Here is a 24,450-nt window from a genome sequence, read left to right as displayed (position 1 = left end):
GCCCAGATCGCAAGGAAGGCGACAGTGATGACGGCAATTCCGGTTTGCATCTTCAGACCTCGGTCTCGTGAATGTTCACGTCCCGTTCTGCCTGATTCCAGTTAACGCCGGGTTATCCACACGCCCCATTCGCGAATTGCCTCACGCGACCAGCGCTTCGGCCTTTTTCAGATCGACGCTGACAAGTTGGCTCACGCCCTGTTCCTGCATCGTCACGCCAAACAGGCGGTCCATCCGCGCCATCGTCACCGCGTGGTGCGTGATGATCAGGAACCGCGTCTCCGTCCGCCGCGTCATCTCGTCCAGCAAATCACAGAACCGCGTCACGTTGGCATCGTCCAGCGGCGCGTCCACCTCGTCCAGCACGCAGATCGGAGCGGGGTTCGCAAGGAACACCCCGAAGATCAGCGCCAGCGCGGTGAGCGTCTGCTCACCACCCGACAACAAGCTCAGGACCGCCAGCTTCTTGCCCGGCGGCTGGCACATGATCTCCAGGCCCGCCTCCAGCGGATCGTCGCTTTCAACCAGAACCAGCCGCGCCTCGCCACCACCAAACAGATGCGTGAACAACGTCGAGAAATTGGCGTTCACCTGCTCGAACGCGGTCAGCAGCCGTTCGCGGCCTTCCTTGTTCAACCCGGCGATTCCGGCGCGCAGCTTCTTCACCGCCTCTTCCAGATCGCCCTTCTCGGTCGCAAGCGCGGTATACTCCGCCTCCACCGTCTTGGCATCTTCCTCGGCCCGCAGGTTCACCGCACCAAGCGCCTCGCGCTGTCGCTTCAGCCGACCAACCTCCGTCTCCAGATGATCCGCCGCCGGCATCTTGTCCGGATCGGTCCGCAAGCTGGCCAGCAACTCATCCGGCGTCCGGTCATCCGCCTCGCGGATGCGCTCCGCCGCCAGCGTCACACCCTCACGCGCCGCATCAAGCCGCGCTTCCGCCCGCGCCCGCGCTTCCCGCGCCTCACCCGCCGCGCGCTCGGCCTCGCGCTCGGCCAGTTGCGCCTCGCGCAAGGTCGCTTCCGCCGCCACCAGCGCCTCAGCCGCCACCCGCCGCCGCGCCTCGGCGGCCTCCATCGCCTCCACCAACTCGTCGCGCTTGGCGGCAATCTCTTCCGGCGCAAGCGTCGCTTCGGCCAGTTCCTCCTCGGTCTCGGCCCGCCGTTCGGTCAGTTCGGTAATCCGCTTTTCCGCCGTCTCCAGCCGGTGCTTCCAGCCCGAAAGCTCCTTCACCGCCTCCTGCCGCCGCCGCACCCGCGCCTCGCCCTCGCGGCGCAACTCGTCCTGCGCCGACCTCCGGGTCATCATCGCGATGCGCGCGGCCTCAACGGTGAAGCGCGCCGCTTCAACCGCCCCCCGCGCGGCGTCCAGATCGCCCAACTCCACCACCGCAGCCTCGGCCTCGCGCAAGCGGGACCGCGCCGCCATCGCCTCATCCTCGAAGCGGGCAACCGCCAGCCGCGCCGCCTCGACTTTGCCCCCGGCAATCGACCGATCCGCCTCGGCCCGCGCCGCAGCCCGGTTCGCCTCGGTTACGCGCTGATCGGCGGCCCGCCGCGCATCCCGTGCGCGTTGGTCGCTTGCCGCCAGCTCCGCCAGCCTCGCCTGCAACGACTCATGCGCCTGCCGCGCCCCTTCAGCCCGTGCCGCCACATCCTCCAGATCGCGCTTCAACTGCACCAGCCGGTTCAACTGCTGCAACCGCAGCGCCGCCGCAGACGGCGCATCCTCTGCCCCCGCCCGAAACCCGTCCCAACGCCAAAGGTCGCCCTCAACGCTGACCAACCGCTGCCCCGGACGCAAATCGCTCTGCAGCGCAAACCCCTGCTCGCGGCTCACGAGGCCAATCTGGCTCAGCCGCCGCGCCAGAACCGCCGGCCCCTGCACCTCCGACGCCAGCGGCGTGGCCCCCTTCGGCAATGCCTGCGCATCGGCATAAGGCTCTAGCCGCGCCCAGCCAGACCGCGCGCCGCCCTCCACCTCGGGGCTGCGCAGATCATCGGCCAAAGCCGCGCCCAGCGCCTTTTCAAACCCCGGCGTCACCACCAGCTTGTCCAAAAGCTGATGCCCAGCCTGCGCCTCACGCTCCACCAGCCGCGCCAAGGCCGCCACCTCGGCGCGCAACGCATTCGCCTCGCCCTCAGCCGACGACCGCGCCGCCCGCGCCTCTGCCTCGCGGCCCTGCGTCTCCGCCCGTGCCACCTCCGCGGCCTCAAGCGCAACCTCGGTCGCCTCGGCCTCCTCGGCGGCCACCGCCTGGGCTTCCTCGGCGGCCTCGAACGCCTCCGACGCCGCCTCCAGCGCCTCGCCCGCCGTCACTACCGTCTCGCGCGCCCGCGCCGCCTCGCCCTCGGCCCGCTCCAGCGTGGCGCGCGTATCGCCCAGCATCCGTTGCGCCGACTGGTGCCGTGCCGCCAGACGCGCGGCATCCTCGGTCGCCTCCGACAGCACGGTTTCCCGGTCGCTCAGGATTGCCCCCGCCTCGCGCGCCGCTTCCATCGCCTCGGCCAGCTTGTCGTCATGGCCCTCGTGGGCGCGGGCAAGCTGCTCCACCTCCCACTCCAGCCGCGCGATCACCTCGCCCGCGTCGCGATTGAGGCCCGCCTCGCGCTCCATGTCGCGCGTCAACTGATCGACCCGGCCCCGCAGCGTGTCGATCATCGCCAACGCCCGCGTTTCCTGATCGCCCAATGCATCGCGCTGCAAGGCCAGCCGTTGCAGGATAGCGCTGGCAATCGCCTCCTCCTCGCGCTTTGGCGGCAAGGCATCCTCCGCGTCTTCACGAGCCTTCCCAGCCGCCCGCGCCGCCGCCTCCGCCTGCCCCGCCGCGATCAGCCGTTCGCGCAAGGCGCCCTCGGCCACGCTGCGCGCCTCATCCGCCTCGCGCCAGCGCCGCCACAACAGCATTCCCTCGGCCTGCCGCAGCTCCTCGCCGATCTCGCGATACCGTGCCGCCTGCTTGGCCTGCCGGGTCAGCACGCTCAACTGCTGCGCCAACTGCTCCAGCACATCGTCGACGCGCAGCAGGTTCTGCTCCGTCCCCGCCAGCTTCAACTCCGCCTCATGCCGCCGCGCATAAAGCCCGCTGATCCCCGCCGCCTCCTCCAGAATCCGCCGCCGCGCCTTTGGCTTGGCGTTGATCAGCTCCGAAATCTGCCCCTGCCGCACCAGCGCAGGGCTCGCCGACCCGGTGGAGGCATCGGCAAACAGCATCTGCACATCCCGCGCCCGCACTTCCTTGGTGTTGGCGCGGTAGGCCGACCCCGCATCCCGCGTGATCCGCCGCACGATCTCGATCTGGTCAGCATCGTTGAAGCCCGCAGGCGCCAACCGATCCACGTTGTCGATGACCAGCGCCACTTCCGCGAAATGCCGCGCGCCCCGCGTGGCGGCGCCGTTGAAGATCACGTCCTCCATCCCGCCGCCGCGCATCGCCGTGGGGCGGTTCTCGCCCATCACCCAGCGCAGCGCCTCCAGCAGGTTCGACTTGCCGCAGCCGTTCGGCCCCACAACGCCCGTCAAACCCTCATGAATCACCAGATCCGTGGGGTCGACAAAGCTTTTGAAGCCGTTGAGCCGCAGTTTCGTAAGCCGCAAGATCGCCTCATGAGTCGCGAAACCGCATCGTTGTGTCACGCCGCGCGTTAGTCAACAGGGTGCCCCATCATCTTGACCGACGCCGGCGGTTATCCCCAACATCTTGCGGAATCCACCTCTGCGAGGCTCATACGCCTCCCCCACCGCGCGAGCCGAATCGGTCCGCCACAATCAAGGCGCGCCAACCGCCCGCTGCCCCCGTTTCGCCGCATTCCAGCCCGTTTACTGCCAACCTTACAACCAAAGCGAGCAATTCTCCCCGTTCCAGAGGATGCGCCGTTAAGGGTTACGGCCTTAATATGGTGTTAATGGGCCTGAACTGCTTGCAGCGGGTGGGTGCCAGGACGACCGAGAATTCTCACGATCAACCTAGTGGAGTGTACCATGACCAATTTCCTGAAAACTACCTTCGCCCGCTTCGCCAAAGACGAAAAGGGCGTGACCCTCGTCGAATACGGCATTGCGCTGATCCTCGCCGTGACCCTCGGTGCGGGGGCGCTCACCACGCTCGCCAACGACGTTGATGCGAAAATGGGCGAAGCGTCGGGCTGCCTGACCGCAGTAGGCTGCTAAGACCGGACCACTTCCGGCGCTCGAGTTTGTTTCCGAGCGCCGGAATGTTCTCCTTCTCTGCGTATAAATCCATAAGCTCAGATTTTGAGGCCATCCATGCGCATTACCTCCCTCCTTACATTTGCGGCCGGTCTCGCCGTCGCGGGCGGTTCTGCCTACATGGCGCGCGATGTCCTTGAAGCGAAATACGCCCGGGTCGAGGCGGAAACCTGCTCCAACGACCTCGTTAAGGTCGTTGTGGCCACCGCCGATATCGCGTTCGGACAGGTCATCGATACATCGAAACTGCAAACACAGGATTGGCCCGCCGCGGCCCTGCCGATCGGCAGCTTCAAGGATTTCACCGATCTGCTGCCCGCCACGGGCACCGAACCACGACGCGCCAAAACGGCCATCGCCAAGGGCGAGATCGTGCTTGCCTCCAAGATTTCCAACTTTGGCGAAAAGGTCACCATCGTTCAGTCGCTCAGCCCCAACAGCCGCGCCATTGCCATCGAGGTTACCGCCGAAACCGGCGTTGGCGGCTTCGTCACCCCCGGTGACAAGGTCGACGTGATCCTGACCTATGGCCGCGACGCCGACCTCAAGACCGTTACCATCATTCAGAACGTCCGCGTCATCGGCGTCGACCAGCAGGCCAACGCCGACCAGGAAGCACCGGAAATCGCCCGCACCGTCACGCTGGAAGCCAGCGCCGAAGACAGCCAGAAACTTGCCCTCGCCCAAAAGGCCGGCACGCTGAGCCTCGCGCTCCGCACCATCGAGAACGACGACGAGCAGGTTCTGGAATCGATCAGCCTCCGCGACGTCTTGCGCGAACCGGAGCCAGAGGAAACCGTCGCCCCGGCGCAAGTCACTGTCCGCACCGTCACCGTCCGTCGCGGCGTCGAAGCGACCGAAGACGAAGTGAACTGAGGCAGGGGCAAAGGGTGGGGGCAACACATGACACGGGAACCGGCAAAAACCCTCGCGCATGACGAGCGGGGCACGATCCTTGTCCTCTGGGCGATCGTGCTTGGTGTGGTCCTCGGCTTCGTCGCGCTCTCCTTCGACCTTGGCCGCGCCAGCATCACCCGGTCCGAACTCCAGTCCTTCGCAGACAGCGTGGCCCTCGCCTCGGCGGGCGAACTGGACGGCACCCCCGATAGCATCACCCGCGCCAGAACTGCCGCCGCCCTGATCCTCGATCAGCAAAGCTTCGGCAACACCGACCGCAGCCTTCAGGGCGCCGTCGACTACACCCTCACCTTCTTCCGCTCGCTGCCCGCCAGCGACGCCTCCGCCATGACAGACGTGACCACCGACCCGGCCCGCGCCGCCTTCGTCCGCGTCTCGGTCACCCCCACGGTCGTCGAAAGCACCTTCGGCGCAGCCTTCGCCTCGCTGACCAACCTCACAAACCGGGATTACACCCTTGGCGCCACCGCCGTCGCCGGCCTGTCGATCCTCGCCTGCGACGTGCAGCCGATGATGTTCTGCCTGCCAAACGCGAATTACACCGCCGAAGGCAACATCGGCGACATGATCCGCCTGCGCGCCGGCGGCTCGGGTGCGGCCTGGGCACCGGGCGACTTCGGCTTTCTCGATCCGCGCGGGATCGAGGTCGATCCCAGCGGCCCCTGCGCTGGCGAAAACGGAGCTGGCCTGCTGCGCTGCCTGATCGGCGCGGTCGACAACATCACCCAATGCTTCGACCAGCGCGGCGTCGATATTGAGCCCGGCCAGAAGAACGGCCTCGAAAACTCGATCTTCAACGTCCGCTTTGACATCTACAACCAGGCGATGGGCAACGCGCGCTACCAGAATAGCCCGAACTATGCGCCCGCTCCGAATGTGATCAAGGGTCTTGTCCCGCCCGGCCGAAGCACCTGCGTCGCCAACAACCCGGCCGTGTCACCCAATACCGTCGCCCTGCCGAAAGACACCTGCTTCCTCAACGGCACGTGTGCAACCGCCTCAGGGACAGGGAACGCCCGGTTTGGTGACGGCGTCTGGTCGCGGTCGTCTTACTTCACCCCGAACTACGGCGTGCCCAACCGTTTTCCGTCGGATACGACACGCTACCAGGTCTACCTTCGGGAACTCGCTACCGCTGGAACCGGCAACATCCTGACCGGACGCGCCGAAACCGGCCGCCCGACCTGTTCCGGCGCCGCCCCAGCCGGCCCCGACCGCCGCATCATCACGGTCGCCGGCATCGACTGCGCCGCGAACAACATCCGCGGCGCCGCCAACAACGTGCCCGTCAAGGAGTTCTTCAAGATCTTCCTGACCGAACCGGTCGACTCGGGCAACAACATCTGGGGCGAAGTTGTCGGTTCCGCCAGCGAAGAAGGCACCGGCGCTATCGGCACCGGCGGCATCGTCCGCGACGTCGTACAGTTGTATCGGTGACCGCCATGCAGCGCGCCCTCAACCGCCTTACCCTCTCGCTTCGCAGCTTTGCCCGCGACACCTCCGGCGCACAGCTGGTCGAATTCGCGCTCGTCCTGCCAATGATGCTTCTGGTTTTCGCCGTCATCATCGAAGGCGGCCGGATGATGTGGTCCTACCAGACCGTCGTCGCCGGCGTCCGCGACGCCTCGCGCTTTCTCGCCCGGGTCACCGACCGCAACATCTGCGATACCCCCGGCGCCGTCTTCAACTTCGACTCCACGCTTCTCACCTTCGTGCGCACCTCGAACGACGGCACCTCCATCTTTCCAAGCGGTGTGACCGTGACCGGCGTGACCTCGTCGCTGCAATGCTTCACCGGCACCTACCGCTCCGACGAAGCCCCGATCGTGACCGTCGAAGCCGCCGTCACGATCACCTTCCCCTTCGCCGGCCTCTTCACCCTCGTCGGTGGCAGCCAGCCTACGCTGACGTCCAGCGTCGCAGACCAAAGCCGGGTGTACGGATCATGAGCCGCCTCCGTCCCACCCGCCGCCCCGCCGATTTTCTCCGCGACGAAACTGGCGCCACGCTGGTCGAGTTTGCGCTGGTCATCAGTCTGTTCCTGCTGATTTTCTTCGGCCTGATTGACTTTGGTCGCCTTGCCTTCCACCTCGTCACGTCGGAACGCGCCATGCAGTCCGCGGCGCGCATCGCCGCCGTTCGCCCCGCCGCCTGTCCCGGTGTCCCGGACATCATCGCGCGCCTTGCCTCGGCCACCAGCACGGCCGATTACGGCACCAGCTGCGGTGCAGCGGGCGGGCCATATTGCGTCAATCCCGGCCCGATCACCTGCTCCGGCGTCGCCACCAACCCGACCGCCGCCGAGGTTTGGGCGCAGGTCCGAAACACGCTGCCCGGCACGGCGACCATCGCCAACCTGCGCTTCACCTACACCTACGATTCCCGCATGGGCTTTCTCGGTGGGCCCTACGTGCCGATCGTGACCGTGCAACTGCAAAACGTGATCTTCGAATTCGTGACCCCGCTGTCGGCGCTGGCCGCCGTCGCAGGGGCCACGACGGGTGGCACCGTCGGCACGGCGATCACCCTGCCGGGTATGAGCGTATCGTTGCCGGGTGAAGACCTGGCACAAGGCGGCAACGGCTAGGCCGCAAAGGAATTTGGAAGACAAGATGGCACAGACCGACAAAGATATCGTCCTGATCTCACAGGACAGCGCGTTCAGCGAGCGGATCGGCGCGCTGGTCAGACGCCAGCCGGGCTTTGCGCTTCAAGAGTGCAACGCCACCCTTTCCACCATGAACGGCAAGGCGGTCGAGCTTGCCAAGACCTCCGAACTCATCATCTTCCAGGCATCGACCAACACCGCCAGCGACATCGAAGCGCTGAAGGGAATCGCCAAAAGCGGTAGCGCCGCCCGGATCCTTGCGATCAGTGACAGCACTGTTCCGTTCGGCCTTGCCCATAGCCTGCTGCAGGTCGGCGCCACCGAGGTTGTGCCCGACACCGTCGCCGATGCCGAACTCAGCCGCATCGTCAACCGCCTGTCGATGCCCCGCCGCCTGACGTTGACCACCCCCGACCTGCGCGAAGGCCAGGTGATCGCCGTCTCCAAGGCACGCGGCGGCATCGGGGCCACCACCCTTGCGGTCAACCTTGCCGATCATCTGGTCGGCCACAAGAAACGCTTCGGCAAATCCGAAACCCGCAAGGTCGTGCTGGTCGACCTCGACCTTCAGTTCGGCGCCATCGCCGGCTTTCTCGACCTGCCGCCGAACGACGCGCTTTACAAACTCGCCAAGGACCGGATCGACCCCGACAGCGTCTTTCTTGAACAGGCCATCGTCAAAACCGCCTCCGGCCTTGCCGTGATCGCCGCGCCCGACGGCTTCATGCCGCTGAACGCGCTGCAACCCGATCAGATCCGCGCCCTAATCTACCGGCTTCAGCAAAGCTACGATTTCGTCATCGTCGACCTGCCACATGCGATGGTCGATTGGCTGACCCCGGTGCTGGAGGCCGCCAGCACCGTGCTGATCGTCAGCGGCACCTCAGTGCCCTTCGTCCAGCAGACCCGGCGCCTGATCGACTTCTTCAAGGACCAGAACCCCTCCCTCAACATCGAGGTCGTGGTCGGTCAGGAAAAGAAGCCACTCCTGAAATCCCGCCGCCATGCCGAAGCGGCAAAGGCGCTGGAATCCGAGTTCCGGCACTGGCTGCCGCCAGACGCAAAAAGCGCCGAGGAAGCAATGGATCGGGGCCTGCCGCTATCACAGACAGCGTCCGGCTCTGCACTGAACAAGGAAATCGCTCAGATTTCCGCGCGCCTCCTTTCTGCGGTTGCCAGCAACCGCGACCCCAAGAACCTCAAGGCCGAACGGCGGGAAAGATAGATCATGTTCAAAGATTTCGTAGATTTGACCCGGCGCGGCGCCAAGACCGACAAGGTTCTTCCCTTCGTCGGCGGTAAAGCCAGCCAAGCCCAACTGCCCGCGGTTCTGGTGCCGGAAGACCGCGAGCTTCAGGAATCGCTGGAACTGAAAAGCCGCCTGCACGAAGTGCTGCTGGAACGCCTAAACCTTGCTGCCATCGACAAGGTCGAACCCGAGGAGCTGCGCCGCGAGGTTTCGGCCCTTGTGAACGACGAACTGCGCGACAGCGGCAAACCGCTGCGCGCCGAGGAATTCCGCAAGCTTGTCAGCGAGTTGATGGACGAGGTTCTGGGCCTTGGCCCGCTGGAACCTCTGATGGCCGACCCCACCATCAACGACATCCTTGTCAATGGTCACAGCAACGTCTTCGTCGAACGCAACGGCGTTCTGGAACGGGCCCGCGCCCGGTTCCGCGACGAACGTCACCTGCTTCGGATCATCGAAAAGATCGTCTCGCGCGTCGGTCGCCGCGTCGATGAAAGCAGCCCCTGGGTAGATGCGCGCCTCGAAGACGGCAGCCGCGTCAACGCGATCATCCGGCCCTGCGCCATCGACGGCCCAAGCCTGTCGATCCGCAAGTTCGCCCGCAATCCGCTGACCCTGGCCCGCATGGTCGAAATCGGCACCATCACCGAACCCGCAGCGCGCTTTCTTCAGGCGTTGGTCGCGGCACGGATGAACATCCTCATCTCGGGCGGCACCGGCTCGGGCAAGACCACGCTTCTTAACGCGATCTCCGCCGCGATCGACGACCGCTCGCGCATCGTCACGATCGAGGACGCAGCCGAACTGCAACTGCAGCAGGCCCATGTCGTACGCCTTGAAACCCGCCCGCCAAACCCGAATGGCCAAGGCGCAGTGATCCAGCGCGACCTCGTGCGCAACGCGCTGCGGATGCGCCCCGACCGCATCATCGTGGGCGAAGTTCGCGGCGCCGAAGCCTTCGACATGCTGCAGGCCATGAACACCGGCCACGACGGCTCGATGACCACGATCCACGCCAACTCCGCCCGCGACGCGCTGGGTCGGGTGGAACAGATGGTCACCATGATCGGCCTCGACCTGCCGCTCTCGGCGGTCCGCGCTCAAGTCGCCTCCGGCATCCAGATCGTGCTGCAGGTCGCCCGCATGTCCGACGGCACGCGCCGCCTGCTCAGCATCAGCGAGATCACCGGTCTCGAAGGCTCGGTCATCACAATGCAGGACATCTTCGTGTTCCGCCGCCTTGGCCGCAGCGAAGACGGCGCCGTCCTTGGTGAGTTTGTGCCCACCGGCATCCGCCCGCACTGCGCCGACGCGCTCGCCAACGCCGGTGTGCCTTTCGATCCGGCCGATTTCATCAGAAGGAGCTGACCGCCCATGTCCGTCCTCTCCGCCTTTCTGACCGAACAGAACATCATGCTGCTGGTCTATTGCGGCATCGCGCTAGGCGTCCTTCTTGCCTTCACGGCGCTCAGCTCGTTTCTCAGCAACCGCGAAACCACCGGCGAGGTGCGCTCGCGCCGCCTGCGCATGATCCGCGAAGGCCGCAGCATCGAAGAACGCCTGTCGCTCCTGAAGCCCCCCTCGTCCGAGGATGCGACAGGCCAACCCTCCTTCATGCGCACCCTTGCCGTGCAGCTGCGCCGCTCCGGTCTGACCCTCACGCCGGGCGCCTTCCTCGGGATCTGCGCACTCCTTTCGGTAGTGATTTTCGGGGCCCTGATGCTCACGCCGGTGCCGATGTTCCTTGTGGCCATAATCGCACTGGTGGTGGGGTTCGCCATCCCGATCATTGCCCTGCGCATCCGGGTTGACCGCCAGACCAAGGCGCTGATCGCCCAACTGCCAGACGCGCTGGAACTGATGGCGCGCGGCCTGCGCGTCGGTCATCCGCTCAACACCTCCATCGGCGCCGTCGCCCAGGAAATGGCCGACCCCATCGGCAGCGAATTCGGCATCATCTACGACCAGGTGAACTACGGCGATGACTTGCCCGAAGCCTTCCGCGATTTCGCCGAACGTGTCGATATCGAAGACGTCTACTACCTGTCGGCAAGCATCGGCATCCAGCATGGCACCGGCAGCGACCTGTCGCGGGTAGTCGAACTTCTGGCCAAGGTGATCCGCGGTCGCATCATGATGCGCCGCAAGATCCGCGCGATCTCCTCCGAAGGCCGCGCGTCAGCCATGTTCCTGTCGGTGATCCCGATCCTGATGTTCACCTTCACCTCGATCTCATCGCCCACCTACTACGGCGGCGTCTACGACGAACCGCTGTTCATCCCGATGGCCAGTGCCGTGGTGATCCTGACGGTTCTGAACGCCATCATCCTGCGCCGCTTGGTCAACTTCCACGTCTGAGTCCACGTCTGATCGGAGACCGTCATGCTCGATTACCTTCAACTCCTGTCGCTCCGCCTCGGCCTTCCGGTCGAGACGCTGCTTGCGGTGGGCGTCGGCATTGGCGTCCTTCTTCTGCTGTTCGGCATCTACGCGGCCCTGAAACGGCCCGATCCCGCCGTGGCGCGCATTGCCGCCATTTCCGGCGCCCGGCGGCTTGAACGCCAGGACCGGCAGTTCCTGATGCCCGCCGACAAAGGCCCCGGCGCCCTGATGAAGGCCTTCATTCCGGGCGAAAAGCAGGAACGCAACACCTTGCAGCGGCGGCTGGCGCAGGCCGGAATGACCTCACCTAACGCGCTGCAGATCTACACCATGCTGCGCGTCGCCCTTGGTATCGGGCTGCCGACGCTGTTCGTGATACTGCTGTTCCTCGCCCGCCTGCCCGAATCTCCTCTGCCCGCCGCTATTGCGACGCGCCTTGCAGGGCTTGGCAACCTTGGCACCTACCAGATCCTCGCAGTGCTGATCTGGCTTGGCTACTTTGGCCCGTCGAACTGGCTGAATGGCCGGGTCAAGGCGCGCAAGCTGCGGATCGAGGAAAGCTTCCCGAACGCTCTCGACCTGATCCAGATCTCGATCGAGGCCGGCATGGGCTTTGACGCCGCCATGACCCGCGTCGGCAATGAACTCAAACACGCATCGCCCGAAATCGCCCACGAATTTCTCACCGTGCAGTATCAGGTTCAGGCCGGCCGTCCGCGCGAAGAAGCCCTGCGCGAAATGGCAGAGCGCGTCGGGCTGGATACCATCCGCTCCTTCGCCAACGTCGTGCACCAGTCGATGAAGTTCGGCACCAGCATGGCGCAGGCGATGACCACCTATTCCGAAGAACTGCGCCAGACCCGCGAACTGCGCGCCCAGGAAATGGCCAACAAGCTGCCGGTCAAGATGTCGGGGGTGATGGCCACGCTGATGCTTCCCGCGCTCGTCCTCATGACGATAGGGCCCGTCGTGATTCGGTATCTGGCGAACTTCTGACCCCAAACTGCGCTTTGATCAGTGCAAAGCGCGACACAGTCTGTTGCGCTTTTCGGTGTGGTGCTGTGCCGCACCATGTGGAATCCTCAAGGATCGCTGCGCTTTTTCCCGCGCAGACCGAAACATTAACCGAATATGAACAAGTCGTTTGTCTCCCGTTCATCTTCGCTGGTGCAGGGTTGAAGCCCGCCGAGTCTGGATTTATTGCCGTGGCTCGTCGTCCAAAGTCCGCTTTCGGGTTGCGGTTGTTAGAAGAAATTATTTGGTGTTCGTTTAATGATGATTACATCCGGCAATAGACTTTCCGTAAATCCGGAAAGCAGCCAAGTCGCAGAAATCGGCATGATCGGGGCGGTCGCACAGTGGTGCGAATGCCTGCACGGTCGCGACCCCCTGCTGAAAAGCCTGGAATCCCTTGCCAACGGCCTTGATGCCGAAATCGTCGCCCTCGTGCGCTACGCGCGTGGCGGCGATGCCTCGGGGCGCACAGTGACGTGGGACCGGGCTGCCCGCGATGTGCGCGGCGGACGCCTCGACTGCGGTTTTGCCAAATCGCTGATGGCCCCGTATTTCGATGCCGCGCGCCCCGGCAGCCTCTGGTTCCGCTCGATGGTCGAAGAGGGAAAGTCGCTTGATGTCGTCGAATTCCACGCTGCCCGCCAACTGCGCGAACTCGTGGTCATCCCGCTGGAAACCAACGCCCGCTTCATCGACACGATCGAAGTGCACTTCGAACACCGGCTGCGCGCCCACCAGCAGATGATCCTCAATGCGCTGGGTCCCGTCCTTGCCCGCACATGGCAGAACCGCGCGCAGGGCCTGTTCACCGAGTCCCTCCTGCGCCTTGCGCCGCCCCCGGTCGCCGTCAGGCTGGCCCCGATCCTCAGCATCGAAAACCCCGCGCGGCTCAGCCGGGCCGAATACCGGGTTGGCCTGATGCTCAGCCGCGGCCTGTCGGTCGACCACGTGAAGGCCGAACTTGGCATCCGCGATTCCACCCTGCGCACCCATCTGGGCAACCTCTATGCCAAGACCCGTTCCTCCAACCTCAGCGAACTGGTCTATCGGCTGACCTCCGGCGCACCCTTCGGCACCACGCTGGACCCGGTCCGTCTGGCGTGACCGACCCGGCCACCCTGCTTCTGCTGGTGCTGGTGCCTGTGCTTATTGTCAGCGCGGTCAGCGACCTGCGCTTTCTGACCATTCCGAACCGCCATGTGCTTCTGGGGCTTGGCCTTTTCATCGCCGCCGCGCCCTTCGCCCTGACCTGGCCCGATCTCGCGCCCCGCCTGATCGCTGCCGCCATCACCTTCGCCATCGGCTTCGTCCTCTTCGCGCTTCGCCTCTTTGGCGGCGGCGACGTCAAGATGATGCCGGTGGTGATGCTGTTCATCCCGGCACTGGACATGGTGCTTTACCTGCGCCTATTCGCGGCGGCGCTGCTGGTCGTCACCCTCTCCGCCCTCGTTCTGCAAAACGCGCCCCTGTTTCGCAATCTTGGTTGGGAAAGTGCGCGCAACCGCCGCCACGTCCCGGTCGGGGTGGCAATGGCCGCCTCCGTCCTCCTGCTCATCGGCTTTCGCGCCTTTCAGGGTTGACCGCTTGCAGTGGCAGGCTCTGCCCTGCATCCTGCGCCGATGACCAAACCCTACCGCTGCACGGCGCCCTATGGCTGGCAGGCCCTCCTCACCCTGATCCAGACCGAATTCGCTGCGATGGACGGGCGCATCAACCCGCCCTCATCGATGCACCGCCTGACCGCCGACGCCATTGCCGAACAGGCCGCAACGGCCGAGGTCTGGGCCATCGGCTCCCCGCCCGTCGCCTGCGTTTTCCTGACCCCGCGCCTCCACAGTCTCGACACGGCCAGCCTCTACATCGGCAAACTCGCCGTCGCCCGCAGCCAACGCCGCCAAGGCCTCGCCCGCGCCCTCATCGCCACCGCCGAGACGCGCGCCCGCGCATTGCTGCTGCCGGCACTGGAATTGCAGACCCGGGTGGAACTCACCGAAAACCACGATACCTTCCGTGCGCTCGGCTTCGTCGAGGTCGCGCGCACCGCCCATCCCGGCTACAGCCACCCCACCACGATCACCTTCCGCCGCCCCGTTCCGTAACCCGAAGGCTTCCCATGCTCACCCTCCTCGGCATCCCCGGCGCCCTGCGCGCCGCATCGACCAACCGCCGCCTTCTGGCCGAGGCCCGCACGGCCTTCGGCGACGCGACCCAGACCGAGGCCAACCTCCGCCTCCCCCTCTATGACGGCGACCTCGAAGATGCCCACGGCATCCCGCCCGATGTGCAAACCCTCGCCGACCAGATCGCCGCCGCAGATGCCATCGTCATCGCCACGCCCGAATACAACAAGGCGCTCCCCGGCGTCCTGAAGAACGCGCTCGACTGGGTCAGCCGCACCAAAGGCGCGCCCTTCCGCGACAAGCCGGTGGCGATCGTCTCCGCCGCCGACGGCCGCGGGGGTGGCGACCGCTCGCAATTTTCGCTCCGCCTCGCCCTCACCCCGTTCCGCCCCCGCCTTCTCAGCGGCCCCGAGGTTCTGGTCGCTGACGCCGCCCACGCCTTCACCCCCGAAGGCCGCCTGATCGACGCGCGCTACCAAAAGGCCCTGACCGAGCTGATGCAGGCGCTCCGCGCCGAAGCCTCCCGCATTTGAAGGCTTCCCCTTCGCGAAATATCCTCGGGGGTGAGCCCCGGCCCGCCGGGGCGAGGGGGCAGACAGCCCCCTAAAGCGAGGCGTCCACGCGAAACGCCTCCGGCACCGCGTCGCGCCCATCCAGCACCAGATCAGCCATCACCTCGGCCAGTTTCGGCGCCATCCCGAACCCGATCTTGAACCCCCCGTTCGCCACGAACCACCCCGCACGCCCCGGCCACGGCCCCAGCATCGGCGCACGGCTTCGCGCCCGTGGCCTGACCCCCGCCCACCGTTCCACCACCGGCGCCCCCGCCAGCATCGGCACCGCCGCCTCCGCCTGCGCTATCAACGCCTCCAGCGCCGCATCGGTCGCCAGATCGTCCCACGCGCTTTCGCTGGTCGACCCGATCGCCACCGTCCCGTCCACATGCGGCACGATATGCAGCGCATCCGCAAACACCTGCGGCCACCCCGCCGCATCGAACCGCAGCGCCGCCGCCTGCCCCTTCACCCCGCCACCGATCGTCTTGCCCACCGCACCCGAAAGCGCCGCCAGCCCCGCCACCCCGGTCGCATCCACCACCGCACCCGCCTCCGCCCCCTCCCGCACCACCTCGCCGCCCAGCGCCACCACCGCCCCAGCCAGCGCCGCCAGCCCCATCCGTGGCGACAGCCGCGCCGTCAGAGTGTCGCGCACCACAAGCCCCGTGGCCGACACCGGCCCCCAACCCTCAGGCGCAGCCTCCACCCGCCACACCGCCGCATCGCCCCACAGCGCCGCCGCCGTCACCTCGCGCGCCCGCGCCACCTCCACCGCCCGCGCATCGGCCAATGGCTGCAACCGCCCCGACCGCAGATACCCTGTCGGCAACCCGGACACCTCGCCCACCTCGCCCCACCAGGCCTCGGCCATCAGCAAGCTTTCCAGCTGAAACTGCTTCTTGCCGTTCCACGCCTCCGGCACATGCGGCGCCAACGCCCCCACCAGCCCGCCCGACGATCCCGCACCAACGCCACCGGGGTCGATCACCCGCACCCGCGCCCCGCGCCGCGCGCAGGCAAAGGCAATCGACAGGCCAAAGATCCCTGCCCCGCGAACCGTGACATCCACCGTCACATCCACCCTTGCCATTCCGCCCGCCCTTGCCCATGCAACCGTCAAACCGGGGTAACGCAAATGCCACCACACCCACAACCGGACTTGGATTGGCGCGACGAGGTGATCCCCGTCTCCCGCGCCTTCGACGACCCGTATTTCTCGCTGTCCGGCGGCCTCGCCGAAACCCGCCACGTCTTCCTCGCCGGCAACCACCTCCCCGACCGCTTCCACGACGGCTTCCACATCGCGGAACTCGGTTTCGGCACCGGCCTCAACCTCCTCGCCACCCTCGCGGCTCACACCGGCGACAAGAACCTGCACTTCACCAGCTTCGAGGCCTTCCCCCTCCCCGCCACCGACATGGCCCGCGCCCTCGCCGCCTTCCCCGAAGTCGCCCCCCACGCCGAAACCCTCCTCACCCAATGGTCCACCGGCGCCACCACGCTCCACTTCCCGCACATCACCGCCACCATCATCCTCGGCGACGCCCGCGACACCCTTCCCGCATGGCAGGGCCGCGCTGACGCATGGTTCCTAGACGGCTTTTCCCCGGCCAAGAACCCCGAGCTTTGGTCCCCCGACCTGCTGCATGAGGTCGCCCGCCACACCGCCCCCGGCGGCACCTTCGCCACCTACACCGCCGCAGGCCACGTCCGCCGCGCGCTGGCCGAGGCGGGCTTCACCGTCACCCGCCAACCCGGCTTTGGCCGCAAGCGCCACATGACAACAGGCGCACTTCCCCCAGAACACCCCCTGTAACCCGGTCCTCTGCCGTGCTACGGGCGCAGCCATGACCACCCGCACCATGACCGCGCCGCAGAATACCATGCTCGGCATCTGGCTGATGATCGCCACGACGATTGTCTTTGCCGCGCAAGACGGGATTTCGCGCCATCTGGGCGACGCTTACGGCGTGACCATGATCGTGATGATCAGGTTCTGGTTCTTCGGCCTCTTCGCTGTGGCCCTTGCCGCGCGCAGCCCCGGCGGCATCCGGGCCGCCGCCCGCAGCGCCTACCCCTTGACCCAGATTTTCCGCGGCGTCCTCCTCGTGGTCGAAATTTGCATCATGGTGGTCGGCTTCGTCCACCTTGGCCTGATCGAGGCGCACGCCGTCTTTACCAGCTACCCCCTCCTCGTCGCCGCCCTCTCTGGCCCGATCCTTGGCGAAAAGGTCGGCTGGCGGCGCTGGACCGCCATTCTCGTCGGCTTTGTCGGCATCCTGATCATCCTAAAACCCAGCGCGGGCGTGTTCTCGCCTTGGGCGCTGGTGCCGCTTCTTGCCGCCACCATGTTCGCCATCTACGGCCTGCTCACCCGCTACGTCGCCCGCAAGGACAGCGCCTCGGTCAGTTTCTTCTGGACCGGCGTCGCAGGCGCACTCGCCATGACGCCGGTCGGCCTGTGGAACTGGGCACCAATGTCCGCCGCCGATTGGGGATGGATGGGCCTTCTGTGCTGCACTGCCGTGACCGGCCACTGGCTCCTGATCAAGGCCTATGCCGTGGCCGAGGCTTCCGCCATCCAACCCTTCGCCTACCTGCAACTGGTGTTCGCCTCGATGGTCGGCCTCTTCGTGTTCGGCGAGGTCTTGCGCCTGAACGTCGCCATCGGTGCCGGGATCGTGGTCGCGGCGGGGGTCTTCACGCTCTGGCGCCAGCGCGTGCGAGAAAAGGCCGCACTCCGCGAAGGTTCAATCGCAGAAGGCTGACCTTCCAGCAGCGCGTCGCCCACCATCTGCGCCCAAATCCCCCCGTTGCCCCGCCCCCGCCATGCGCGTAAAACCCGACCGAGCAACAGGAGCCTCCCCATGCCCGCACCGAAACCCGTCGTTCTCTGCATTCTCGACGGCTGGGGCATCGGTGACAATCCGGCGGTCTCCGCCCCGGCGCAGGCCAACGTCCCCACCTTCAACCGCCTCTGGGCCACCCGCCCCCACGCCACCCTCATCACCCACGGCCCCGATGTGGGCCTGCCCACCGGCCAGATGGGCAACTCCGAGGTTGGCCACACCAACATCGGCGCGGGCCGCGTCGTGGCGATGGACCTTGGTGCCATCGACCTTGCCGTAGAAGACGGCAGCTTCGCCCAGAACCCCGAAGTCACCGCCTTCGCAGCCAAGGTCCGCGCGCAAGGCGGCACCGCGCACCTGATGGGCGTCGTGTCGAGCGGCGGTGTGCATGGCCACATCAGCCACATCATCGCCGCCTGCAACGCCATCACCACCCAAGGCGTGCCGGTGGCCCTCCATGCGATCACCGATGGTCGCGACGTCGCCCCCTCCTCCGCCGCCAGTTTCATGGCGCAATTGACGGCCGCCCTGCCCAAGGGCGCAACGGTCGCCACCGTGATCGGCCGCTACTGGGCGATGGACCGTGACAACCGCTGGGACCGGGTGGAACGCGCCTACCGCGCCATCGTCCGCGCCACGGGCGAAGCCGCCCCCGATGCCGCCACCGCCGTGATCCACTCCTATGCCAAGGGCGAAACCGACGAATTCCTCGCCCCCACCGTGATCGACGGCTACCACGGCGCAAAGGACGGCGACGGCATCTTCTGCCTGAACTTCCGCGCCGACCGCGCCCGCGAAATCCTCGCCGCCCTCGGCGACCCCGCTTTCAGCGCCTTCGACACCGGCCCCCGGCCAAAGTGGTCCGCCATGCTCGGCATGGTCGAATACTCCACCGCCCACAACGCCTACATGGCCACCGCCTTCCCCAAGCGCGTCCTCGTCAACACCCTCGGCGAATGGGTCTCGAACCACGGCCGCACCCAGTTCCGGCTGGCCGAGACCGAAAAATACCCCCACGTCACCTTCTTCCTGAACGGTGGCCGCGAGGTGCCCTACCCCGGCGAAGACCGCGCCATGCCGCTTTCCCCCAAGGTCGCCACCTACGACCTGCAACCGGAAATGAGCGCGCCCGAAGTGGCCGACAAACTCGTCGCCGCAATCGACCACGGCTATGACCTGATCGTCGTGAACTTCGCCAACCCCGACATGGTCGGCCACACCGGCAGCCTGCCCGCAGCGATCAAGGCCTGCGAGGCGGTGGATCAGGGCCTCGCCCGTGCGCTGGCGGCCCTCGAAGCCCGCGGCGGCGCCATGCTGATCTGCGCCGACCACGGCAACTGCGAGTTGATGGTCGATCCCGTCACCGGCGGCCCGCACACCGCCCACACCACCAACCCCGTCCCGGTGATCCTCGTCGGCGGCCCGCCCGGCGCCACCCTGCGCGACGGCCGCCTTTCCGATCTTGCGCCCACGCTCCTGCAACTGATGGGCCTGCCACAACCCGCCGAAATGACCGGGACCAGCCTCATCGCATGATCCGCGCCGCGCTCGTCCTTCTTCTCCTCGCAACCCCCTTGCGCGCCGAAACGGTGGCCGAACAGGCCGCCGCCGCGGCCGCAGACCTGCAAGCCGCCGTCACCGCGCTTGATCAGGCAACCGAGGCGCGGGACCGCGTCACCGCCCTCAGCCAGACGATCCGCGCCTACGAACAGGGCCTCGCAGCACTCCGCACCGCCCTGCGCGAGGCACGCCTGCGCGAAGCCACCCTGACCTTGCAGTTCGACACCCAAAGCACCCGCATCGCCCAGCTTCTCGCGGTGCTCGCGGGCATGGAACAATCCCCCGCGCCGCTACTCCTGCTGCATCCCGACGGCCCCTTGGGCACCGTTCGCTCCGGCATGATGCTGGCTGACGTGACCCCCGCCCTGCAGGCTCAGGCACAGAAACTGAAGGCCGAACTGGCCGAACTGAACCAGCTTCGCACCCTCCAGCTTTCCGCCGGCGATACCCTGTCCGAAGGCCTCGCCGCCGCGCAATCCGCCCGCAGCGCCCTTTCCCAAGCGATCTCCGACCGCACCGAACTGCCGAAACGCTTCACCGACGACCCCGAGGTGCTGCGCGGCCTTCTGGAAAGCGCCGATACCCTCGACGCCTTCGCCGCGGGCCTCGCCCTCAACGTCGACGACCGGCAGGACCAGACCTTCTCCGCCGCCAAGGGCACCCTTCCCCTCCCCGTCCTCGGCACCCTCATCCGCCGCGCCGACGAGGCCGACGCCGCCGGCACCCGCCGCCCCGGCATCGCCCTTGCCACCCAGCCCCGTGCCCTCGTCACCGCGCCATGGCCCTCCACCATCCGTTACCGCGGCCCGCTTCTCGACTACGGAAACGTGATGATCGTCGAACCCGGCGACGGTTATTTATTGGTTCTGGCCGGACTCGATACCGTCTACGGCGAGGTGGGAGAGGTCGTGCCCCAAGGCGCCCCCCTCGGCCTCATGGGCGGTACCGAAGCCGGTGCCAGTGAATTTACCGCCGTGTCGGCAGATGGCTCTGGCCCTCGCGACACGGAAACGCTTTATATGGAACTCAGACAGGGCGCCCTGCCCGTGAACCCGGAAGACTGGTTCGCCGCAACCGCCCGCAAAGGAGACTGAGACGAGCATGAAGAAATTCGTGATGGCCGCCCTCGGCGGAACCGTGGCAGGCGCGCTTCTGACCACGCAAGTGGCAGGGCCCCTCCTCGCGCAGGAAGCCGCCAAGGACAGCTCGGTCTACGAACAGCTCGACCTCTTCGGTGACATCTTCGAACGCATCCGCGCGCAATATGTCGAACCGGTCGAAACCGAAGCGCTGGTCGAGGCCGCGATCAACGGCATGCTCACCTCGCTCGACCCGCACTCCAGCTACCTGTCGGCGAAAGACTTCGACGACATGCAGGTGCAGACCCGCGGCGAATTCGGCGGCCTCGGCATCGAGGTGACGCAGGAAGAAGGCTTCATCAAGGTGATCTCGCCGATGGATGGCACCCCGGCCGCCAAGGCAGGGATTCAGGCCGGCGACTTTATCACCCACGTCAACGGCGAATCCGTCCTCGGCCTCGTCCTCGACGACGCCGTCGCCATGATGCGCGGCCCGATCGGGTCGGAAATCATCATCACCGTGGTCCGTGAAGGCACGCCCGAACCCTTCGACGTGTCGATCATCCGCGACACCATCAAACTCTCCGCCGTACGCGGCCGCACCGTCGGCAATACCGTCGTGCTGCGCATCACCACCTTCAACGACCAGACCACCCCCGGCATGAACGACGCGCTGAAGAAGGGCATCGAGGAACTGGGCGGCATCGACAAGCTGGATGGCGTGGTCATCGACCTGCGCAACAACCCCGGCGGTCTTCTGAACGAGGCGATCAGCGTCTCCGACGCCTTCCTCGACAAGGGCGAGATCGTCTCCACCCGTGGCCGCGATCCGGCCAGCGGCGAACGCTACAATGCCCAGCCGGGTGACCTGATCAACGGCAAGCCGATCGTTCTTCTGATCAACGGCGGCTCGGCCTCGGCGTCCGAAATCGTCGCCGGCGCGCTGCAAGACCACCGCCGCGCCATTGTCGTCGGCACCAAAAGCTTCGGCAAGGGTTCGGTCCAGACCCTTATCCCGCTGCGCGGCGACGGCGCCATGCGCCTGACCACCGCGCGCTACTACACGCCATCGGGCCGTTCCATCCAGGCGCTCGGCATCTCGCCGGACATCGTGGTCAACCAGCCCGCCGTCGAACCGCCTGTCGAAGGCGCCGATGAAAAGGGTCCGGCATCGGCCGTGGGCGACCGCACCGAGGCAAGCCTGCGCGGCGCGATCTCGAACGATTCGATGACCGATGACGAAAAGCGCCTCTACGAAGAGGAACTCGCCCGGGCCGAGGAATCGGCCAAGCTCCGCGACGAGGACTACCAGCTTGCCTACGCCGTAGACATTCTCAAGGGCCTCACCGCCATCGCCCCCGAAGCCACGCCCTGATCAAGGGCGTGCCTCCCCCCCCGCGCGGGGGAGGGGAGGGTGGCTTGCCATCCGGGCGGTCAAGCTGCCAGACACTTGCCATACGCTTGCCATACGCAGGCCAGACCCGCTCAAACGGCTTTCAGGCACCCCGCATGACCGATCCCGACACCCTTCCCTACCGCCCCTGCGTCGGCGTCATGCTGATCAACACCGAAGGCCTCGTCTTCGCCGGCCAGCGCCTCGACAGCCCTTCGCCCGCCTGGCAAATGCCGCAAGGTGGCATCGACGACGGCGAAAAACCGAAAGCCGCCGCCCTGCGCGAGTTGTGGGAAGAAACCGGAATCACCGCCGATCTCGTTGAAAGCATTGCAAAAACCCACGGCTGGGTGACCTACGACCTCCCGCCCGAGCTTTTGGGCAAGGTCTGGGGCGGCAACTATCGCGGCCAGAAACAGAAGTGGTTCCTGTTCCGCTTCCTCGGCCAAGACAGCGACGTGAAGATCGACACCCACCACCCTGAATTTTCAAGCTGGCGCTGGATTCCCGCCGACCAGATGATCGCCGAAATCGTCCCCTTCAAACGCACCGTCTACGAACAAGTCGTCCGCAGCTTCCGTGCCTATCTGGCGTGAAGCAACATATTGAAAACAAAGGGCGGCCCGACATGGGCCGCCCCTGTTTTGGCTTCAACGCAGCCGCATTCCGTCGGCGCCAAACACCATCGCGTCCTTCGCATCGAACGTGATGCCCACCTTGTCGCCCATTCCGACGCCAACCTGGTCGTGGCTTTCGATCACCAGCTTTTCGCCAGTGGGCGCCGTGACATGCACGAAACTGACCCCGCCCAGCGCCTCGGTCATCTCGACCCGGTAATCCGAACCAGCGGTGATCTTCAGGTGCTGTGGCCGCAGCCCCACGCTGACCTCGGCGCCCGCACCGGGCAAGGCCACGCTGGTTGCCACCGCGCCGCCCAGCCCCTTGGTGGTCACCGATCCCGGCCCCGCCACGGTCCCCGCAACGAAATTCATCGCCGGGCTGCCGATGAACCCGGCCACGAACTTGTTGTCCGGATCGTTGTACAGGTCCAGCGGCTTGCCCACCTGCTCCACCCGTCCCTTGCGGAGCACCACGATCTTGTCGGCCAGAGTCATTGCCTCTACCTGATCGTGTGTCACATAGATCATCGTGGCGCCGATTTCGCGGTGGAGGCGCGCGATTTCCACCCGCATCTCCACCCGCAACTCGGCGTCAAGGTTCGACAAGGGTTCGTCGAACAGAAACACCTCCGGCCCCCGTACGATCGCGCGGCCAATGGCCACACGCTGCCGCTGCCCGCCCGACAGGGCCTTCGGCTTGCGCGACAGATACTCGTCCAGCTTCAGGATACGGCTGGCTTCTGCCACCTTTTTGTCGATCGCGGCCTTCGGATGCCCGGTCATCTTCAGGCCGAAGCCCATGTTCTCGGCCACCGTCATGTGGGGGTACAAGGCATAGGTCTGGAAGACCATCGCGACGCCCCGCTCGCTCGGGTCGGCCTCGGTCACGTCGCGCGATCCGATCTGGATCGACCCGCCGCTGGTTTCCTCCAGCCCCGCAACCATGCGCAAGAGCGTGGATTTCCCGCAGCCCGAGGGGCCGACGAAGACGCAGAACTCCCCGTCTTTCACTTCCAGATCGATGCCGTGGATGACCTGCACATCCCCGTACCGCTTCACCACTTTCTTCAGCGTGACGCCCGTCATGATGTTCCCTCCCCTTATCCCTGTTCCGGAAAACGCCAGCTTTCCGCTTCGGCGGAAATGCGGGCTGCGATGTCCTTGATCAGCCCTGCCCGCGCCTCCAACGCGGCCAGAGTTGTCCGTGCCGTGGTCGACGTTACCGACAATGCCCCGATCACACGTCCCGCACGGCTTAGAATCGGCACCGCGCAGCAGATGATTCCCGGCTCGTGCTCTTCGCGGTCGAACGCATATCCCCGCGCCCGAATCGCCTCCAGTTCAGCCCGCAGCTTTACCGGGGTGTCCAGCGTGTGTTCGGTATGGCGGTGGAACGACTGGCGGGCCAACGCCGCCTCCAGCGCCTCTTCGGGCAGATAGGCCAGCATCGCCTTGCCTACCCCCGTGCAATAGGCCGGCCCCACCTTTCCGGCCTGCGCAAACATCTCCACCGGCCGGGCGGCATTGCGTTTGTCGACGTAGAGCACCTGCCCCAGATCCATCTGCGCCAGATGGATCGTCTCGCCGGTTTTCTCTGCCAATTCATCCAGATAGGGCCGTGCGATAGGGGCCAGAGACGATTGCGCCCAGGCTGCGTGCGCCAGTCTCACCAGCCGCACGCCCAGCGCGTAAGTTCCCCGCTCCGGATCATGCACCAGCATCCCCTGATGCGTCAGCGTCTGCAAGAACCGGTAAAGCGTCGCCTTCGGAAACGCCCCTTCGGTCAACAGCTCGCTGAACCGCACCGGGCGGCCGTGGCTGGCAACCATGTCCAAGACGTCCAGCGCCTTGCCGACAGTTCCGTCTGCGTGCCCTTCCGCGCCCATGTTCGC

General features: G+C 66.2%; 23 protein-coding genes. 19 read left to right on the top strand and 4 right to left on the bottom strand.

Going from position 1 to position 24,450, the window contains the following annotated elements:
- Positions 1 to 141 precede the first annotated feature (141 nt).
- Positions 142 to 3,597: a chromosome segregation protein SMC gene (gene smc, locus ACROUL_RS03930; protein WP_431298243.1), complete on the bottom strand. Its 3,456-nt coding sequence runs from the start codon at positions 3,595 to 3,597 to the stop codon at positions 142 to 144.
- Between the two features lie 384 nt (positions 3,598 to 3,981).
- Between smc and ACROUL_RS03925 the strand changes: the two genes are divergently transcribed.
- From ACROUL_RS03925 to ACROUL_RS03865, 13 genes are all read left to right on the top strand, one after another.
- Positions 3,982 to 4,170, top strand: a complete 189-nt coding sequence (locus ACROUL_RS03925) for a Flp family type IVb pilin (RefSeq protein WP_431298242.1) — start codon at positions 3,982 to 3,984, stop codon at positions 4,168 to 4,170.
- A 96-nt stretch (positions 4,171 to 4,266) separates the two neighbouring features.
- Positions 4,267 to 5,085, top strand: coding sequence for a Flp pilus assembly protein CpaB (gene cpaB / locus ACROUL_RS03920; protein WP_431298241.1), 819 nt, complete (start codon positions 4,267 to 4,269; stop codon positions 5,083 to 5,085).
- Between the two features lie 27 nt (positions 5,086 to 5,112).
- Positions 5,113 to 6,564: a pilus assembly protein TadG-related protein gene (locus ACROUL_RS03915; protein ID WP_431298240.1), complete on the top strand. Its 1,452-nt coding sequence runs from the start codon at positions 5,113 to 5,115 to the stop codon at positions 6,562 to 6,564.
- Positions 6,565 to 6,569: 5 nt separating this feature from the next.
- Positions 6,570 to 7,076, top strand: coding sequence for a TadE/TadG family type IV pilus assembly protein (locus ACROUL_RS03910; protein WP_431298239.1), 507 nt, complete (start codon positions 6,570 to 6,572; stop codon positions 7,074 to 7,076).
- The gene (locus ACROUL_RS03905; RefSeq protein WP_431298238.1) at positions 7,073 to 7,714 is read left to right on the top strand and encodes a TadE/TadG family type IV pilus assembly protein; all 642 of its coding nucleotides are present in this window, start codon (positions 7,073 to 7,075) and stop codon (positions 7,712 to 7,714) included. The genes ACROUL_RS03910 and ACROUL_RS03905 overlap by 4 nt, the downstream gene beginning before the upstream one ends.
- Before the next feature lie 25 nt (positions 7,715 to 7,739).
- On the top strand, positions 7,740 to 8,960 hold the full coding sequence (locus ACROUL_RS03900; RefSeq protein WP_431298237.1) for an AAA family ATPase: 1,221 nt from the start codon (positions 7,740 to 7,742) through the stop codon (positions 8,958 to 8,960).
- 3 nt (positions 8,961 to 8,963) lie between these two features.
- Entirely contained in the window at positions 8,964 to 10,352 is a 1,389-nt protein-coding gene (locus ACROUL_RS03895) for a CpaF family protein (RefSeq protein WP_431298236.1), read from the top strand.
- A gap of 6 nt (positions 10,353 to 10,358) precedes the next feature.
- Entirely contained in the window at positions 10,359 to 11,342 is a 984-nt protein-coding gene (locus tag ACROUL_RS03890; protein ID WP_431298235.1) for a type II secretion system F family protein, read from the top strand.
- Positions 11,343 to 11,366: 24 nt separating this feature from the next.
- Positions 11,367 to 12,362 (top strand): type II secretion system F family protein, encoded by a 996-nt coding sequence (locus tag ACROUL_RS03885; protein ID WP_431298234.1) that lies wholly within the window; start codon positions 11,367 to 11,369, stop codon positions 12,360 to 12,362.
- 342 nt (positions 12,363 to 12,704) lie between these two features.
- Positions 12,705 to 13,484 (top strand): helix-turn-helix transcriptional regulator, encoded by a 780-nt coding sequence (locus ACROUL_RS03880; RefSeq protein ID WP_431298233.1) that lies wholly within the window; start codon positions 12,705 to 12,707, stop codon positions 13,482 to 13,484.
- Positions 13,481 to 13,960, top strand: a complete 480-nt coding sequence (locus tag ACROUL_RS03875) for an A24 family peptidase (protein ID WP_431298232.1) — start codon at positions 13,481 to 13,483, stop codon at positions 13,958 to 13,960. Before ACROUL_RS03880 ends, ACROUL_RS03875 begins: the two co-directional genes overlap by 4 nt.
- Before the next feature lie 39 nt (positions 13,961 to 13,999).
- Entirely contained in the window at positions 14,000 to 14,479 is a 480-nt protein-coding gene (locus ACROUL_RS03870; RefSeq protein ID WP_431298231.1) for a GNAT family N-acetyltransferase, read from the top strand.
- Positions 14,480 to 14,493: 14 nt separating this feature from the next.
- Complete coding sequence (locus ACROUL_RS03865; RefSeq protein WP_431298230.1) at positions 14,494 to 15,033, top strand: NADPH-dependent FMN reductase; 540 nt, start codon at positions 14,494 to 14,496, stop codon at positions 15,031 to 15,033.
- A gap of 70 nt (positions 15,034 to 15,103) precedes the next feature.
- On the opposite strand, the gene ACROUL_RS03860 is transcribed toward ACROUL_RS03865, so the two are convergent.
- Positions 15,104 to 16,147, bottom strand: coding sequence for an NAD(P)/FAD-dependent oxidoreductase (locus tag ACROUL_RS03860; RefSeq protein ID WP_431298229.1), 1,044 nt, complete (start codon positions 16,145 to 16,147; stop codon positions 15,104 to 15,106).
- A 45-nt stretch (positions 16,148 to 16,192) separates the two neighbouring features.
- Between ACROUL_RS03860 and mnmD the strand changes: the two genes are divergently transcribed.
- The 6 genes from mnmD (at position 16,193) to ACROUL_RS03830 (ending at position 22,534) form a co-directional block, all read left to right on the top strand.
- Positions 16,193 to 16,873 (top strand): tRNA (5-methylaminomethyl-2-thiouridine)(34)-methyltransferase MnmD, encoded by a 681-nt coding sequence (mnmD, locus tag ACROUL_RS03855; RefSeq protein WP_431298228.1) that lies wholly within the window; start codon positions 16,193 to 16,195, stop codon positions 16,871 to 16,873.
- 31 nt (positions 16,874 to 16,904) lie between these two features.
- A complete protein-coding gene (locus ACROUL_RS03850) occupies positions 16,905 to 17,825 on the top strand; it encodes a DMT family transporter (protein ID WP_431298227.1) in 921 nt (306 codons plus the stop codon).
- Positions 17,826 to 17,924: 99 nt separating this feature from the next.
- Positions 17,925 to 19,442 carry a 2,3-bisphosphoglycerate-independent phosphoglycerate mutase gene (gene gpmI / locus ACROUL_RS03845; protein WP_431298226.1) on the top strand — a complete coding sequence of 506 codons (1,518 nt, stop codon included), beginning with the start codon at positions 17,925 to 17,927 and terminating at the stop codon, positions 19,440 to 19,442.
- Positions 19,439 to 20,560 carry a murein hydrolase activator EnvC family protein gene (locus ACROUL_RS03840; protein WP_431298225.1) on the top strand — a complete coding sequence of 374 codons (1,122 nt, stop codon included), beginning with the start codon at positions 19,439 to 19,441 and terminating at the stop codon, positions 20,558 to 20,560. The genes gpmI and ACROUL_RS03840 overlap by 4 nt, the downstream gene beginning before the upstream one ends.
- Positions 20,561 to 20,567: 7 nt before the next feature.
- Positions 20,568 to 21,920: a S41 family peptidase gene (locus tag ACROUL_RS03835; RefSeq protein ID WP_431298224.1), complete on the top strand. Its 1,353-nt coding sequence runs from the start codon at positions 20,568 to 20,570 to the stop codon at positions 21,918 to 21,920.
- A 134-nt stretch (positions 21,921 to 22,054) separates the two neighbouring features.
- Complete coding sequence (locus ACROUL_RS03830; protein ID WP_431298223.1) at positions 22,055 to 22,534, top strand: RNA pyrophosphohydrolase; 480 nt, start codon at positions 22,055 to 22,057, stop codon at positions 22,532 to 22,534.
- 54 nt (positions 22,535 to 22,588) lie between these two features.
- Here the strand turns inward: ACROUL_RS03830 and ACROUL_RS03825 are convergent, their stop codons facing one another.
- Both ACROUL_RS03825 and ACROUL_RS03820 read right to left on the bottom strand, forming a co-directional pair.
- The gene (locus tag ACROUL_RS03825; RefSeq protein ID WP_431298222.1) at positions 22,589 to 23,644 is read right to left on the bottom strand and encodes an ABC transporter ATP-binding protein; all 1,056 of its coding nucleotides are present in this window, start codon (positions 23,642 to 23,644) and stop codon (positions 22,589 to 22,591) included.
- Between the two features lie 14 nt (positions 23,645 to 23,658).
- Complete coding sequence (locus tag ACROUL_RS03820; protein WP_431298221.1) at positions 23,659 to 24,444, bottom strand: IclR family transcriptional regulator; 786 nt, start codon at positions 24,442 to 24,444, stop codon at positions 23,659 to 23,661.
- Positions 24,445 to 24,450: the final 6 nt, after the last annotated feature.

It is taken from the genome of Tabrizicola sp. BL-A-41-H6 (assembly GCF_050632395.1).
Taxonomy (GTDB): Bacteria; Pseudomonadota; Alphaproteobacteria; order Rhodobacterales; family Rhodobacteraceae; genus JAUYQR01.
Note: the sequence above shows the minus strand (reverse complement) of the source record. Positions and strands in the feature narration are given on the sequence as shown.

Coding starts and splice junctions, on each gene's coding strand:
- ACROUL_RS03925 (WP_431298242.1), top strand. CDS start 3,982: ATGACCAATTTCCTGAAAACTACCTTCGCCCGCTTCGCCAAAGACGAA.
- cpaB (WP_431298241.1), top strand. CDS start 4,267: ATGCGCATTACCTCCCTCCTTACATTTGCGGCCGGTCTCGCCGTCGCG.
- ACROUL_RS03915 (WP_431298240.1), top strand. CDS start 5,113: ATGACACGGGAACCGGCAAAAACCCTCGCGCATGACGAGCGGGGCACG.
- ACROUL_RS03910 (WP_431298239.1), top strand. CDS start 6,570: ATGCAGCGCGCCCTCAACCGCCTTACCCTCTCGCTTCGCAGCTTTGCC.
- ACROUL_RS03905 (WP_431298238.1), top strand. CDS start 7,073: ATGAGCCGCCTCCGTCCCACCCGCCGCCCCGCCGATTTTCTCCGCGAC.
- ACROUL_RS03900 (WP_431298237.1), top strand. CDS start 7,740: ATGGCACAGACCGACAAAGATATCGTCCTGATCTCACAGGACAGCGCG.
- ACROUL_RS03895 (WP_431298236.1), top strand. CDS start 8,964: ATGTTCAAAGATTTCGTAGATTTGACCCGGCGCGGCGCCAAGACCGAC.
- ACROUL_RS03890 (WP_431298235.1), top strand. CDS start 10,359: ATGTCCGTCCTCTCCGCCTTTCTGACCGAACAGAACATCATGCTGCTG.
- ACROUL_RS03885 (WP_431298234.1), top strand. CDS start 11,367: ATGCTCGATTACCTTCAACTCCTGTCGCTCCGCCTCGGCCTTCCGGTC.
- ACROUL_RS03880 (WP_431298233.1), top strand. CDS start 12,705: ATGATCGGGGCGGTCGCACAGTGGTGCGAATGCCTGCACGGTCGCGAC.
- ACROUL_RS03870 (WP_431298231.1), top strand. CDS start 14,000: ATGACCAAACCCTACCGCTGCACGGCGCCCTATGGCTGGCAGGCCCTC.
- ACROUL_RS03865 (WP_431298230.1), top strand. CDS start 14,494: ATGCTCACCCTCCTCGGCATCCCCGGCGCCCTGCGCGCCGCATCGACC.
- ACROUL_RS03860 (WP_431298229.1), bottom strand. CDS start 16,147: ATGGCAAGGGTGGATGTGACGGTGGATGTCACGGTTCGCGGGGCAGGG.
- mnmD (WP_431298228.1), top strand. CDS start 16,193: ATGCCACCACACCCACAACCGGACTTGGATTGGCGCGACGAGGTGATC.
- ACROUL_RS03850 (WP_431298227.1), top strand. CDS start 16,905: ATGACCACCCGCACCATGACCGCGCCGCAGAATACCATGCTCGGCATC.
- gpmI (WP_431298226.1), top strand. CDS start 17,925: ATGCCCGCACCGAAACCCGTCGTTCTCTGCATTCTCGACGGCTGGGGC.
- ACROUL_RS03840 (WP_431298225.1), top strand. CDS start 19,439: ATGATCCGCGCCGCGCTCGTCCTTCTTCTCCTCGCAACCCCCTTGCGC.
- ACROUL_RS03835 (WP_431298224.1), top strand. CDS start 20,568: ATGAAGAAATTCGTGATGGCCGCCCTCGGCGGAACCGTGGCAGGCGCG.
- ACROUL_RS03830 (WP_431298223.1), top strand. CDS start 22,055: ATGACCGATCCCGACACCCTTCCCTACCGCCCCTGCGTCGGCGTCATG.
- ACROUL_RS03825 (WP_431298222.1), bottom strand. CDS start 23,644: ATGACGGGCGTCACGCTGAAGAAAGTGGTGAAGCGGTACGGGGATGTG.
- ACROUL_RS03820 (WP_431298221.1), bottom strand. CDS start 24,444: ATGGGCGCGGAAGGGCACGCAGACGGAACTGTCGGCAAGGCGCTGGAC.